Annotated in this window: 13 protein-coding genes and 1 pseudogene; 12 read left to right on the top strand and 2 right to left on the bottom strand. The window is 33.7% G+C overall.

Translation table 11 applies throughout. The features are described 5' to 3' along the window. The 10 genes and pseudogenes from C0512_RS07035 to queG all read left to right on the top strand — a co-directional run. Positions 1-297: pseudogene (locus tag C0512_RS07035) on the top strand (hypothetical protein); the annotation flags it as partial. A 35-nt stretch (positions 298-332) separates the two neighbouring features. Continuing rightward, positions 333-1,733, top strand: coding sequence for an NrfD/PsrC family molybdoenzyme membrane anchor subunit (gene nrfD / locus C0512_RS07030; RefSeq protein ID WP_290860038.1), 1,401 nt, complete (start codon positions 333-335; stop codon positions 1,731-1,733). A gap of 21 nt (positions 1,734-1,754) precedes the next feature. Further along, positions 1,755-2,279, top strand: a complete 525-nt coding sequence (locus tag C0512_RS07025) for a DUF3341 domain-containing protein (RefSeq protein ID WP_290860036.1) — start codon at positions 1,755-1,757, stop codon at positions 2,277-2,279. 9 nt (positions 2,280-2,288) lie between these two features. After that, positions 2,289-2,852 (top strand): cytochrome c, encoded by a 564-nt coding sequence (locus C0512_RS07020; RefSeq protein ID WP_290860034.1) that lies wholly within the window; start codon positions 2,289-2,291, stop codon positions 2,850-2,852. A gap of 25 nt (positions 2,853-2,877) precedes the next feature. Then, the gene (locus C0512_RS07015) at positions 2,878-4,212 is read left to right on the top strand and encodes a quinol:cytochrome C oxidoreductase (RefSeq protein ID WP_290860032.1); all 1,335 of its coding nucleotides are present in this window, start codon (positions 2,878-2,880) and stop codon (positions 4,210-4,212) included. Positions 4,213-4,232: 20 nt separating this feature from the next. Further along, positions 4,233-5,390: a cytochrome c oxidase subunit II gene (locus C0512_RS07010; protein WP_290860031.1), complete on the top strand. Its 1,158-nt coding sequence runs from the start codon at positions 4,233-4,235 to the stop codon at positions 5,388-5,390. Positions 5,391-5,419: 29 nt separating this feature from the next. Continuing rightward, entirely contained in the window at positions 5,420-7,222 is a 1,803-nt protein-coding gene (locus tag C0512_RS07005) for a cbb3-type cytochrome c oxidase subunit I (RefSeq protein ID WP_290860029.1), read from the top strand. A gap of 111 nt (positions 7,223-7,333) precedes the next feature. Beyond that, positions 7,334-8,356: a Holliday junction branch migration DNA helicase RuvB gene (ruvB, locus tag C0512_RS07000; protein WP_290860027.1), complete on the top strand. Its 1,023-nt coding sequence runs from the start codon at positions 7,334-7,336 to the stop codon at positions 8,354-8,356. Positions 8,357-8,379: 23 nt separating this feature from the next. Continuing rightward, positions 8,380-9,711: a cytochrome P450 gene (locus C0512_RS06995; RefSeq protein WP_290860026.1), complete on the top strand. Its 1,332-nt coding sequence runs from the start codon at positions 8,380-8,382 to the stop codon at positions 9,709-9,711. Further along, positions 9,711-10,634, top strand: a complete 924-nt coding sequence (queG, locus tag C0512_RS06990) for a tRNA epoxyqueuosine(34) reductase QueG (RefSeq protein WP_290860024.1) — start codon at positions 9,711-9,713, stop codon at positions 10,632-10,634. The genes C0512_RS06995 and queG overlap by 1 nt, the downstream gene beginning before the upstream one ends. Before the next feature lie 3 nt (positions 10,635-10,637). Here the strand turns inward: queG and C0512_RS06985 are convergent, their stop codons facing one another. Both C0512_RS06985 and C0512_RS06980 read right to left on the bottom strand, forming a co-directional pair. Beyond that, positions 10,638-11,423, bottom strand: a complete 786-nt coding sequence (locus tag C0512_RS06985; protein ID WP_290860022.1) for a hypothetical protein — start codon at positions 11,421-11,423, stop codon at positions 10,638-10,640. A gap of 152 nt (positions 11,424-11,575) precedes the next feature. Beyond that, the gene (locus tag C0512_RS06980) at positions 11,576-12,190 is read right to left on the bottom strand and encodes an outer membrane beta-barrel protein (protein ID WP_290860021.1); all 615 of its coding nucleotides are present in this window, start codon (positions 12,188-12,190) and stop codon (positions 11,576-11,578) included. A 262-nt stretch (positions 12,191-12,452) separates the two neighbouring features. Here C0512_RS06980 and C0512_RS06975 point away from each other — a divergent pair, with 262 nt between their 5' ends. Next, complete coding sequence (locus tag C0512_RS06975) at positions 12,453-14,750, top strand: NADP-dependent malic enzyme (protein ID WP_290860019.1); 2,298 nt, start codon at positions 12,453-12,455, stop codon at positions 14,748-14,750. 81 nt (positions 14,751-14,831) lie between these two features. After that, positions 14,832-15,413, top strand: coding sequence for a Holliday junction branch migration protein RuvA (ruvA, locus tag C0512_RS06970; RefSeq protein ID WP_290860018.1), 582 nt, complete (start codon positions 14,832-14,834; stop codon positions 15,411-15,413). Positions 15,414-15,419: the final 6 nt, after the last annotated feature.

Here is a 15,419-nt window from a genome sequence, read left to right as displayed (position 1 = left end):
TTGAATCCTGATGTAAATGTTCGTTCAAGAGGGGTAATGGAAAAATGTTCGATGTGTATTCAAATGACACAAGCAACAATATTAAAAGCGAAAAAAGAAGGCCGTCAAGTAAATGCTGACGAATTCCAAACAGCTTGTTCTAGTGCTTGTTCAACCGGTTCTCTTGCTTTTGGGGATGTTAATAACAAAGAAAGTGAAGTAGCCAAATTGGTTGAAGATGATCGTATGTATCATTTGTTAGAACATGTTGGAACAAAACCAAATGTATTCTATCACGTTAAAGTTAGAAATACGTAATTAAATTAAATTAATAAGAAATACTATAAAGGATTATGTCGTCTCACTACGAAGCACCCATTAGAAAACCTTTAGTTATTGGTGATAAATCTTATCACGATATAACAGTAGATGTCGCTGCTCCTGTTGAAGGAAGAGCAAATAAACAATGGTGGATTGTCTTTTCAATCGCATTAACCGCTTTCCTTTGGGGAGTTGGTTGTATGATTTACACCATCTCTACCGGTATCGGAACATGGGGATTAAACAAAACAGTTGGTTGGGCTTGGGATATCACAAACTTCGTTTGGTGGGTTGGTATCGGTCACGCCGGAACATTGATTTCAGCGGTACTTTTATTATTCCGTCAAAAATGGAGAATGGCAATTAACCGTTCTGCAGAAGCGATGACCATTTTCTCAGTAATGCAAGCAGGTTTATTTCCAATTATCCACATGGGTCGACCTTGGTTAGGATATTGGGTGTTACCAATTCCAAACCAATTTGGTTCGTTGTGGGTAAACTTTAACTCACCTTTGCTTTGGGACGTATTTGCAATTTCTACGTATTTATCAGTATCCTTAGTTTTCTGGTGGACTGGTTTACTTCCTGACTTTGCCATGTTGAGAGATAGAGCAATTACTCCTTTTACAAAAAGAGTTTATTCAATTTTATCTTTCGGATGGAGTGGTAGAGCAAAAGACTGGCAACGTTTTGAAGAAGTATCTTTAGTATTAGCTGGATTAGCAACTCCTTTGGTACTCTCTGTACACACGATTGTATCCTTTGACTTTGCTACATCGGTAATCCCGGGTTGGCATACAACCATTTTCCCTCCTTATTTCGTAGCAGGTGCAGTTTTCTCAGGTTTTGCAATGGTAAATACCTTGTTGATTATCATGAGAAAAGTATCGAATCTTGAGGCTTACATCACGATTCAACATATTGAATTAATGAATATTGTAATCATGATTACAGGTTCTATTGTGGGTGTTGCCTACATTACAGAGCTATTTGTGGCTTGGTATTCAGGAGTTGAATATGAACAATATGCTTTCTTAAACAGAGCAACCGGACCTTATGCATGGGCTTATTGGGCAATGATGACTTGTAATGTTTTCTCTCCACAGTTCATGTGGTTTAAAAAATTAAGAACAAGTATCATGTTTTCTTTTGTTATTTCCATTGTCGTAAACATCGGTATGTGGTTTGAGCGTTTTGTAATCATCGTAACATCATTGCATAGAGATTACCTTCCTTCATCTTGGACGATGTTCTCTCCAACCTTTGTAGATATTGGAATTTATATTGGAACTATAGGATTCTTTTTTGTATTATTTCTTTTATATGCGAGATCATTCCCTGTGATTGCTCAAGCTGAAGTAAAAACAATCTTGAAATCTTCGGGAGAGTTTTATAAGAAAAAAAGAGAAGAAGAAGGACATCACAATCATTAAGATAATTAGTAGTAAGATATTATGAGTACTAAAGTTATACAAGCACTATATAATGATGATGACATCCTAATGGATGCTGTGAAAGAAACGCGTAAAGCACATCATCATATTGAAGAGGTTTATACTCCTTTTCCTGTTCATGGTTTGGACAAGGCGATGGGATTAGCTCCAACAAGAATTGCAATAGCTTCCTTCATGTATGGAGTGGTGGGGTTGTCTTTTTCAATTTGGATGATGAACTATATTATGATTCAAGATTGGCCACAAGATATTGGGGGAAAACCTAGTTTTAGTTATATTGAAAACATGCCGGCTTTCGTGCCAATTATGTTCGAATTAACGGTTTTCTTTGCTGCTCACTTAATGGTAATTACTTTTTATATGAGAAGTAAATTATGGCCTTTTAAACAAGCTGAAAATCCTGATGTGAGAACAACAGATGATCATTTTGTCATGGAAGTTTCAATCCATAATAATGAAGATGAATTAGCATCTTTTCTAAAAGGAACTGGTGCAATTGAATTAAAAGTTGTAGAAAAGCATTAATATAGTTTTATGAAAAGCTTATTTAAAATAACCCTATTAGTTGGTTTAGCCTTATCGGTTACATCTTGCTTTGACAGTAAGAGTCCAAATTATCAATTTTTCCCTAATATGTACCAGTCTGTAGGCTATGAAACCTATGCAGAATCTGAAGCATTCAATGGTAAAAATCAATTACAAGGGCAAACTGCTCAAGAGCCGCCAACCGGAACAATCAAAAGAGGATTTGAAATTTATGAGTATGAAAATACGACTGCTGGTTATGATTTGGCTAAAGCTAATTTGATATCACCGATAGATTCCATCTCTGAAAAAGAAGCTACAAAAGGGAAAGACCTATATGTTATTTACTGTTCTATTTGTCATGGTGAACAAGGAAATGGTAAAGGTAAATTAGTGGAAAGAGAAAAATTCTTAGGCGTTCCAAGTTATGCTGATAGACCAATAACAGAAGGAAGTGTATTTCACGTAATTACATATGGTTTAAACGCTATGGGTTCTCATGCTAATCAATTGTCTCAACACGAGCGTTGGTTAGTAACCGATTATGTTCTTCAGTTAAAAAGTAAATTATAATTATTGACAACTAGATTGTATAGATATGTATACCCTTTCAAGTAAATTAAAAGTTTTTTCCATTGTCCTAATGCTAGTTGGGTTATTGGGAATTGGATATAGTTTTATTTCTGCTCCTAAAACAACTGCAGAGGTAGAAAAAATTCTTGAAGCCGATGCTCATGGTGAACATGGAAATGCTCATGGAGCAACTGCACATGAAGCTCATGGAAAAGATGCAAAAGCTGAAGCAGAACACCAAGAACATTTAGTACATGTTTTACATCAATTGGAAAACAAGCCATGGGCAGCTGTATATGTTGCAGCCTTATTCTTTATGCTAATTTCACTTGGAGTATTAGCATTTTATGGTATTCAAAATGTAGCTCAGGCAGGATGGTCACCTATATTGTTTAGAGTAATGCAGGGAATTACAGCATATTTACCTGTAGGGTCAGTAATTTTCTTCGTTTTATTATTATTATCAGCATTTCATTACAATCATTTATTTGTATGGATGGATCATGATTTATTAGATCCTGCTAATCCAAAATATGATAAATTGATTGCTAATAAATCAGGTTATTTAAATGAATATTTTTGGTTAATAAGAGCAGCTATCTTTTTAATTGGTTGGAATTTGTACCGTCATTTTTCAAGAAAAAACTGTTTGGCACAAGATGAGGCATCTGATAACACATTTTACAAGAAAAATTTCAAAATGTCAGCAGCATTTTTAGTTTTCTTTATTGTTACAGAATCAATTATGTCATGGGATTGGATTATGTCTGTTGATCCACACTGGTTCTCTACTTTATTTGGATGGTATGTTTTTGCTTCTTTCTTCGTAAGTGGAATAACTGTAATCGCTTTAGTTTCCTTATACTTAAAATCAAAAGGATATTTAGAACATGTAAATACAAGTCATATTCACGATTTAGCTAAATTCATGTTTGGTATTAGTATTTTCTGGACATATTTATGGTTTTCACAGTTTATGTTGATTTGGTATTCAAATATTCCGGAAGAAGTAACTTATTTTGTTACTCGAATTGAACAATATAATTTACCATTCTTCGGAATGTTAGCATTAAACTTTATCTTTCCATTCTTGATATTGATTAATACAGATTTCAAAAGAATCACTTGGATAATCGTAATGGGAGGTGTGGTAATTTTATTCGGACATTATATAGATTTCTTCACTATGATTATGCCGGCGACCGTTGGTGACCAATGGTTTATCGGTGTTGGGGAAATAAGTTCTTTATTGTTTTTCTTTGGATTATTCCTTTTAGTAGTTTTCACTGCTTTAACAAAAGCACCATTGGTTCCTAAAAGAAATCCTTTTATTGAAGAAAGTAAACATTTTCATTATTAATATTTAAAAGATTTAAACAGATGACAAGTTTGTTAGTTATAATTGTTTTAGTTTTTGTATCGGTTGCTATTTGGCAATTAACCAAAATATTTGATTTAACTCAAATAGGGGATAATGCTGAAAATTCTCAAGTAGCTAATGATAATGATAATAGTGTAAATGGATATTTAATGTTTGCCTTTTTGGTATTCATTTATTTAACAACTATTTATTGTGTTGTTAAGTTTGGTCATTTCCCTTTAATGAGTAATCCTGCATCAGAACATGGTGTTGAAGTAGATAGATTAATGTGGATCTCGATGATTCTTATTTTCTTTGTTCAAACCATTACCCAAGCATTACTTCATTATTTTGCATTCAAATACAGAGGAAAAAAGGGTAAAACAGCTTTATATTTTGCAGACAACAATAAATTAGAAGCAATTTGGAGTATTATTCCTGCTATTACATTGGCTGGTTTAATTCTTTACGGATTATATGCTTGGACAAATATTATGTTTGTAGATGAAGAAACTGAAAATCCAATGGTTGTAGAAATCTATGCCAAACAATTTGGATGGGAAGTTCGTTATGCAGGAAAAGATAATGTTTTAGGTAAAGCAAATGTGCGTTACATAGAAGGAATAAATACGTTAGGTGTTGATCTAGCAGATCCAAATGCTCAAGATGATATTCCTGCTTCTGAATTACATTTACCTAAAGGTACCAAAGTAGTATTTAAAATTCGTTCTCAAGATGTATTACATTCTGCTTATATGCCTCATTTTAGAGCACAAATGAATTGTGTTCCTGGGATGGTAACTCAATTTGCTTTTACTCCAACAGTAACTACTGTTGATATGAGAAATTCGAAAGCAATGATTGAAAAAGTGGATGCAATCAATAAAATCAGAACTGAAAAAAGCAAAGAATTAGTTGCCAAGGGACAAGAAGCATTAGACCCTTATACTTTTGATTATTTGTTGCTTTGTAATAAGATTTGTGGAAAATCGCATTACAATATGCAAATGAAAATTGTTGTGGAAAGTCCTGAGGATTTTAAAAAATGGTTAGGTGGTCAAACAACTTTAGTTCAAAATATTAAAGCACAAGAACAGCCTGTAGAAGCAGATAAAGCAACAATTGATACTGCTACTGTTGTTAAAGATTCAACTGTAGTAGTACAAGTAGTAAAGTAATAGCAAAATATATAAATTAATTAAGTCATATGTCAGCACACGATCACGCAAACGAACAAGATCACGGACACGAACACGAACATCACCATAAAGATACTTTTATCACAAAGTACATCTTTAGTATTGACCATAAAATGATTGCCAAACAATACCTTATTACAGGATTGATAATGGGTATTATTGGAGTGGCGATGTCGTTATTGTTCAGAATGCAATTAGCTTGGCCAGAAGAGTCTTTTAAGATATTCAATGTACTTTTAGGTGATACTTTTGCACCGGATGGTGTAATGCGAAATGATATCTATTTAGCTCTTGTGACCATTCACGGAACAATTATGGTATTTTTCGTATTAACGGCTGGATTGAGCGGTACGTTCAGTAATTTGCTTATTCCATTGCAAATTGGAGCTCGTGATATGGCTTCCGGTTTTATGAACATGATTTCTTATTGGTTATTCTTTTTATCAAGTGTAATCATGGTTTGTTCCTTGTTTGTTGAATCTGGACCAGCATCTGCAGGTTGGACAATTTATCCGCCATTAAGTGCCTTGCCTCAGGCAATTCCAGGCTCTGGAACGGGAATGACATTATGGTTAGTTTCAATGGCTATTTTCATTGCTTCTTCGTTGATGGGGTCACTGAATTATGTGGTTACGGTAATTAATTTAAGAACAAAAGGAATGTCAATGACAAGATTGCCTTTAACTATTTGGGCATTTTTTGTTACTGCAATTATTGGTATTGTTTCTTTCCCGGTATTATTATCTGCTGCTTTATTATTAATATTTGACAGAAGTTTTGGAACATCATTTTTCCTATCTGATATTTATATAGCCGGTGAAGTTTTACATTATCAAGGTGGTTCTCCTGTACTATTCGAACACTTATTCTGGTTCTTAGGTCACCCTGAGGTTTATATTGTATTATTACCTGCCTTGGGAATTACTTCTGAAATTATTGCTACCAATTCTCGTAAACCTATCTTTGGTTACCGTGCAATGATAGCTTCAATTATTGCAATTGCCTTTTTGTCTACGATAGTTTGGGGTCACCACATGTTTGTATCCGGTATGAATCCATTCTTAGGTTCGGTATTTACCTTTACAACATTATTGATTGCAATTCCATCTGCGGTAAAAGCGTTTAATTATATTACTACTTTGTGGAAAGGAAATCTGCAAATGAATCCGGCTATGTTGTTTTCAATTGGTTTGGTTTCAACCTTTATAACCGGTGGATTAACTGGAATTATCTTAGGAGATAGTACGCTTGATATTAATGTACATGATACTTATTTTGTTGTAGCTCACTTCCATTTAGTAATGGGTATTTCTGCTCTTTATGGTATGTTTGCCGGAATTTATCATTGGTTCCCAAGAATGTTTGGTAGAATGTTAAATAAAAATTTAGGATATGTACACTTTTGGGTAACAGCCATCTGTGCTTATGGAGTTTTCTTCCCAATGCACTTTATCGGAATGGCCGGTTTACCTAGACGTTATTATACCAATACAGCTTTCCCGTTATTTGATGATTTACAAAATGTAAACGTAATCATAACTGTTTTTGCTTTAGTAGGAGGTGCTTTCCAATTGGTATTTATTTGGAATTTCTTCCACAGTATGTTCTATGGTGAAAAATCAGTACAAAATCCTTGGAGATCAAATACATTAGAATGGACTGCTCCCGTTGAGCATATGCATGGAAACTGGCCTGGGGAAATTCCTGAAGTTCACAGATGGCCTTATGATTATAGCAAACCCGGGCATGCAGAAGATTTTGTCTCTCAAATAGTCCCAATGGGACCTGATGAAAAAGAATTACATCATTAAAATTATAGTTTATTAATTCATATTTAAGCCTTTTCATTTTTGGAAGGGCTTTTTTATTTTTATCAAGTTTCAAAAACAACTTAACACAAAACATTTTCTATCTTTGTTTTTATGAATGAATATTTAGATCCCTCAAATAAAAGTTTTAATGCGGATGAACTTGACCTTGAAAAAAAGTTAAGACCGCTGTCTTTTGATGATTTTACCGGTCAGGAACAAGTGCTTGAAAATTTAAAAATATTTGTTGAAGCAGCTAATCAACGAGAAGAAGCCCTTGACCATACCTTATTTCACGGTCCTCCGGGTTTGGGTAAAACTACTTTAGCAAATATCTTAGCAAATGAATTAGGAGTTGGAATTAAAATAACTTCAGGTCCAGTTTTAGATAAACCTGGAGATTTAGCCGGTTTGTTAACTAATTTAGAAGATAGAGATGTGCTTTTTATTGATGAGATTCATCGTTTAAGTCCAATCGTTGAGGAATATTTATATTCAGCTATGGAGGATTTTAAAATTGACATCATGATTGAATCCGGTCCAAATGCGAGAACCGTACAAATCAATTTGAATCCTTTCACTTTGGTAGGAGCTACTACACGTTCAGGATTATTAACGGCCCCTATGCGAGCACGTTTTGGAATTCAAAGCCGATTGCAATATTATAACACAGAATTATTGACCACCATAGTTCAACGTAGTTCGATGATTTTAAAAGTTCCCATTTCAATGGAAGCAGCAATTGAAATAGCCGGACGAAGTCGAGGAACTCCTAGAATAGCTAATGCATTATTAAGAAGAGTTCGTGATTTTGCCCAAATAAAAGGGAATGGAGCTATCGATATCGAAATTGCTCGGTATGCCTTAAAAGCGTTGAATGTGGATGCCCACGGTTTAGATGAAATGGATAATAAAATATTAACGACAATCATCGATAAATTCAAAGGAGGTCCGGTAGGGTTATCCACACTAGCTACAGCTGTTTCAGAAAGTGGTGAAACGATAGAGGAAGTATATGAGCCATTCTTAATTCAAGAAGGTTTTATCATGCGAACACCTAGAGGGAGAGAAGTTACTGAAAAAGCATATAAACACTTGGGAAAAATCAGAACCAATATCCAAGGCGGTTTATTTTAATAGCTCTAAGCAAAAAAAAAACTATGAGTTTACCCAAAACAATTCCTGAAGTCTCTTTTTTTAGGTTTCTAAATCATGCCAATAACATTTTAAAAAATCCATTGCCTTTTCATGCAGCCAATTTTAAGAAATTAGGAGATATCTTTCGTTTAAATATTGGATTGGGCAAATCAGTTTTGTTTTGTAGAGATGCGGGATTGTTGCAACATGCCCTTCAAAAGAATCAAAAAAATTATACTAAATCCTATATTCAAACAAGAGATTTAGCAAAATATATTGGCAAAGGCTTGCTAACTGCAGAAGGAGAACATTGGCAAAGACAACGTAAATTAATTCAACCTGCCTTTCATAAAAGCCAACTTGTACTTTTAATTGATACTATTCAAGAAACGATTTTAGAGGAATTAAAAAAAATAAAAACAGGAAAGCCAATGGATGTTTTTCCGGTTTTTAATGATTTAGCTTTTCAAACAGTTGTAAAATCTATTTTTAATATAGCTATTTCTGATGAAGATATTGCTTCTTTACAACATACTACGGAAGCCACTCAAAAAATGTTAGTGCAAGAACTGAGACAACCTTTTCTTGTTTGGTGGTTTAATTTTTCAGGAAAAACAAAAAAGCATTTAGATTTAACTCAAAATTCAAGGACTATTCTGAAAAGATTGGTGGAAGAAAGAAAGCAAAGCAATGCGAATCATGACGATTTATTAGATATGCTTTTAAATGCCAAATATGAAGATGGTTCAAGCATGGAAGAAGATCAACTGGTTGATGAAATATTAATTTTATTTGCTGCGGGTCATGAAACTACTTCAAACGCTTTAACTTTTACGTGCGAATTATTGGCCAGAAACCTTGAGGCTCAACTAAAAATTTTAGAGGGAATAGTAAAGGTAAAAAGTGAATCTAATGATTTGATGCATTGGATAAAAAATGCAACCTATACAAAATTGGTAATCGAAGAATCAATGCGATTGTATCCGCCGGCTTATTTTATAGACCGAGTGAATATTGAAGAAGATACTTTTGACGGATTAACTTTACCCAAAGGTTCCAACTTATTATTTTCAGTGTATGAAATTCATCGCCATCCTGATTTTTGGAAAGAGCCGGAAGCATTTATCCCCGAACGATTTTTAGATGAAAATACTAAGTTTTCAAAAAATTACTATCCTTTTGGAGCCGGCCCAAGAATGTGTATTGGGAATAATTTTGCGATGTATGAAATGAGTTTGGCAATAATAGCCTTGGTTGAACAATTTGAAATTAAAGAGAAAAAAGACCCCATTCAAATTAAACCATTAATTACATTGAAACCTCATAATGCCATATTGGAATTTATAAAAAGGTGATGAATGCAAAAGAAAAACATACTAAAAGCATAAAATCAGAAGCCAAACGGCTTGGTTTTTTGTCATGTGGTGTTTCCAAAGCGGGTTTTTTAGAAGAAGAAGCCCCTCGTTTAGAAAAATGGCTCAACAATACTATGCACGGTCAAATGAGTTATATGGAAAACCATTTTGACAAGCGGTTGAATCCAACTTTGTTAGTTGACGGAGCTAAAAGTGTTATTTCATTATTGCTGAATTATTATCCATCCGAATTTCAAAACGAAGAAAGTTATAAGATTTCAAAATATGCTTACGGACAAGATTATCATTTTGTCATTAAAGAAAAACTGAAAGAACTTTTACATTTTATTCAAACTGAAATTGGTGATGTTTCCGGTAGAGCTTTTGTTGATTCCGCTCCCGTATTAGACAAAGCTTGGGCCGCTAAAAGTGGTTTGGGTTGGATTGGAAAAAACACCAACCTCATTACCCAAAAAGTAGGTTCTTTCTATTTTATTGCCGAATTAATTGTTGATTTAGAATTAGAATATGATAACCCAACCACCGATCATTGCGGTTCGTGTGCAGCTTGTATCGACGCTTGCCCAACTGAAGCCATTGTTGCACCGTATGTTGTAGATGGCAGCAAATGTATTTCCTATTTCACCATCGAATTAAAAGAAAACATTCCCACTGAAATGAAAGGTAAATTCGATGATTGGGTTTTTGGTTGCGATGTGTGCCAAGATGTTTGTCCTTGGAATCGCTTTTCGAAACCCCATAGTGAACCGCTTTTTCTAGCTACTCCTGAACTACTTTCCTTCACCAAAAAAGACTGGGAAGAAATAACTTCAGCTGTTTTTAAAGAGGTGTTTAAAAACACAGCAGTCAAACGAACGAAGTTGGAGGGGTTGAAGCGAAATGTTGCCTTTTCAAAAAAGTAAAACTCACTCAAACATTTGCCGTAATTCAACCATTTTCTCATTCGGCCCATCCATGTTTATAAAACCACTTCGAGGACGGTCTAGATCAATTATTGTGAATACAGTTAAGGTAAGCATTGTTGTAAACCCAATTAAAATAATCCAATCAATGGTTTTTTTGTTGTCATATCCTAACAGAAAAGCGGAACAAACACAAAGAGCAAACAGAAAATACATAATTGAATCCGGTATAGTTGACTCGCCTGCCGCTCTTCGTGTGGTCGTAATGTCAATCATGGCATTTAAAGCTGGAATTAATTCGGAAGTTCGAGTTGTAATATTGTCTTTCTTGGCATAATCAGCGGTTATCGTCCATATTTTTTTTCCAATGAAATCAGCTTTTTTGTAATGTTCAACTGTTTTTTGAATATCCATTCCTGATTGATAAAAAGAAATACGCTCTTCAACATATTCTTTCATATTTGATTTCAACATTTTTCTAATGCTGTCAGGATAAATATCGGTTCGTAAAATAGCCGTTCCAATATTGTTTGCTTCTTCAATTACTAATTGTCTTCTGGTGTCAAATCTTGAGCTTGCCATACTGAAAGAAAAAGCTAATATTAAACCAAGCAATGCCAATAAAGCACCATTAATCGATCCGAGTTCAATATTAATATGTTCAGGATCTTTTCGAATAGCTCTTTTAATAAAAAAGTGACCCAATATATAAAAAGCAATGATAAGTATAAAAAGCAGTATTGAAATTGTAGTAGAAGAAGCTAACTGAAGTGATGAAAAATTTGTCATAAGTATATAGTTATCAAAAAATTTTATTTAAAAAAGTGATATAAATTTATAAATATTTCTCTCATTAAGAACAATGAGATTGAATTATTTTAGTAAATAAAAAAAGCCTTTTCATTTATTATGAAAAGGCTTTAATTTATAATTTAATAAAACTAGTTTTTGAAATTATAACTTATTACAGCTCCTAAACCAAATTGATATAATGTTGCATAATCTGTAACATAAACAGGGCCATACCATGTGTAAAATATATCATTTCCAACAGCAGAGGACATTGATTGTAGATAGGCATGTAGATTAACAGAAACTGCAGAAGATGTTTTTATTTTTGCTCCTAACTTTATATCCCAAGCAAAAGTAGTTTCATTCCCGTTTTTTGGAGTTTCAACAATACCCATACCAAGACCACCTCCAATATAAGGTAATAGTTTAGTTGATCCGGCATCAAAATATTGAGTAAAATCAACTAAAATGTTGTTAACAGCTCCTTTGTCATCACCAGCATTAATTTGAGTATTACCAACAAAAGCTTCCATTTTAGTATCAATTCTAAGGTATTTTAACTCAACAGAACTATATTTCTGTACAAAATATTCTAATCCAACACCCCATTGAAAACCGTCTTTGACATTAACATAACCCATGTCAAAACTCACTTTGTCGGAAAAATTATAACCGCCATATAAATTCAATGATAATGATCCTGATTCTTGAGCTTTTGCACTAAATGACAAAACTAAAACAAATATTAAAAAATAATTTTTCATAAATTTAAATTTTAAGTGATTAAATAATTCGTACAAATTTATGACAAATTTAAGAAATTACATTGAAAAAGAAATAATTTTTCATTTGCCATAAAAAATACGTATTTGTTTTGATTAATAAGTATGTAAAAAAAATATTAATTGTAAATGTAAGATTTGAGTTGTGTTTTTTTTAAATTAAACGAAAAAGAATCTATTTAATATTTCCTTATTTCCTTAACTCTTTTACCTTTGTAAGTCACAGTAGAGAATACCTTAAATCATGCACAAAGACAGTAAACGTAGAGAAGCGTTATTATATCACGCGAAACCAAGTCCGGGAAAAATTCAAGTTGTTCCCACCAAAAAATATGCAACGCAACGTGATTTATCATTAGCGTATTCACCGGGAGTTGCTGAACCTTGTTTGGAAATTGCAAAAGACGTCAATAATGTATACAAATATACGGCCAAGGGGAATTTAGTGGCTGTAATTACAAATGGAACAGCTGTTTTAGGATTAGGCGACATTGGTCCTGAAGCTTCAAAGCCGGTCATGGAAGGAAAGGCATTATTATTTAAAATTTTTGCCGATATAGATGTGTTTGACATTGAAGTTGGAACAAAAGATATAGACGCTTTCATTGAAACTGTAAAAAATATTGCTCCTACTTTTGGAGGAATTAATCTAGAAGATATAAAAGCTCCGGAATCTTTTGAAATTGAACGTCGATTAGTGGAAGAGTTGAACATACCGGTGATGCATGATGACCAACATGGAACAGCCATTATTTCTTCAGCAGCTTTGTTAAATGCATTAGAGTTAGCCGATAAAAAAGCCGAAAATGTTAAAATAGTTGTTTCTGGTGCTGGTTCTGCAGCATTAGCATGTGCTAATTTATATGTTTTATTAGGGGTCAAATTAGAAAATATTATCATGTTTGATAGTCATGGTGTTTTATATCATGGAAGAACTGATTTATCTGATTTGCAAATTAAATATGCAAACGGAAATGAAGGAACAACATTAAAAGAAGCATTGATTGATGCAGATGTGTTCTTAGGGTTATCTGCCGGTAATATTTTATTCCCGGATATGTTGCTTGGCATGGCAAAAGACCCTATAGTGTTTGCGATGGCTAATCCAATTCCGGAAATTGATTATAATTTAGCTATCAATACTCGAAAAGACATTATCATGGCTACCGGTCGTTCAGACCATCCTAATCAGGTAAATAATGTTCTTGGTTTTCCATATATTTTTAGGGGAGCTTTGGATGTTCGGGCAACTAAAATAAATGAAGAAATGAAAATGGCCGCTGTTCGGGCGTTAGCAGAATTAGCAAAAATGCCAGTGCCGGAACAAGTTAATATTGCTTATGGTGAAACCAAATTAAATTTTGGTCGCGAATATATAATTCCAAAGCCCTTCGATCCTAGATTAATTACCATAGTGGCTCCTGCAGTTGCAAAAGCAGCAATGGATTCAGGAGTGGCTCAATACCCAATCACTGATTGGGAAAAATATGAAGAAGAATTAGCCGAGCGTTTAGGTTCTGATAACAAAATGGTTCGTTTGTTGGCAAATCGAGCTAAAACAAATCCAAAACGTGTCGTTTTTGCGGAAGCTGACCATTTAGATGTATTAAAGGCAGCACAAATTGTCATGGAAGAAGGCATTGGTAATCCAATTTTATTAGGTAATAAGGAAATTATTCTAGAACTTAAAAAAGAAATAGGATTTGATGTAGATGTGCCTATTTTAGACCCAAAGACAAGTGAATGTGACGAGAAAAGACTTCATTATGCCAATACATTCTGGGAAAGCAGAAAACGAAGAGGAATTTCTTTGTTAGATGCTCAAAAATGGATGCGTGAACGCAATTATTTTGCTGCTATGATGGTTAATGAAGGAGAAGCAGATGCATTAGTTACGGGATTTTCGAGAAGTTATCCTTCTGTAGTCAAACCAATCATGCAATTGATAGATAAAGCACCCGGAGCTTCTAAAATCGCCACTACTAATATGATGATGACCAATAGAGGGCCGATGTTTTTTTCAGATACAGCGATCAATATTGATCCTTCTGCTCATGATTTAGCAAAAATTGCTTTAATGACAGCAAAAACTGTTCGATTGTTTGGGATGGAACCAATTATAGCAATGATTTCATTTTCTAATTTTGGTTCTTCAAATACCGAAGGAGCATCAAAAGTAAGAGAGGCAGTGGCTTATTTGCATAAATATTATCCGGATTTAATTGTAGATGGTGAAATTCAAACCGATTTTGCTTTAAATCCTGAAATGTTAAAAAACAAATTTCCATTTTCTAAATTGGCTGGGAAAAAAGTTAATACGCTGATTTTTCCAAATTTGGAAGCGGCAAATATTAATTATAAAATGCTCAAAGAATTATATAAAGTAGATTCTATTGGTCCAATAATGCTAGGGTTAGATAAACCGGTGCATATTTTTCAATTGGGAGCAAGTGTAGAAGAAATGGTAAATATGGCTGCTGTTGCCGTGGTAGATGCACAAGAAAAAGAGAAACGCTATAAATCGATAAAAGTCACTCTTTAACTAATTATTTAAGTTATTAATCGTTTTATTGGTTGCTAATTAAAGATTTTTGCTACATTTGAAAATTAACATAGAATAATAATGATAGCTCATATTCAAGGACGTTTAGTTGAAAAAACGCCTACCGATGTAGTGATAGACTGCAACGGAGTAGGGTATCATGTACATATTTCGTTGCATACTTATTCTTTAATTCCTAATACTGATAGTATTAAGTTATTTACTTTCCTTCAAATTAAGGAAGATGCTCATACGTTGTTTGGTTTTGTAGAAAAGTCGGAAAGAGAAATTTTCAAATTATTACTTTCCGTGTCCGGGATTGGAGCAAGTATTGCCAGAACCATGTTGTCATCGATGGAACCTAAACAAATTCTTCAGGCAATTGCCTCTGCGGATGTAGTAACAATACAATCAATTAAAGGAATTGGATCAAAAACAGCCCAACGTGTCATATTAGATTTAAAGGAAAAAGTGTTAAAGGTGTATGATTTAGACGAAGTTTCTATGCCTTCAAACAATACAAATAAGGATGAAGCGTTATCTGCTTTGGAGGTATTGGGCTTTAACAAAAAATTAGCAGAAAAGGTAGTGGAGAAGATTGCTAGAGAGAACCCGGATGCTACAATAGAATCAATAATTAAACAAGCTTTAAAAAATTTATAATACTTG

Source organism: Flavobacterium sp., from assembly GCF_013822155.1.
Taxonomy (GTDB): domain Bacteria; phylum Bacteroidota; class Bacteroidia; order Flavobacteriales; family Flavobacteriaceae; genus Flavobacterium.
Note: the sequence above shows the minus strand (reverse complement) of the source record. Positions and strands in the feature narration are given on the sequence as shown.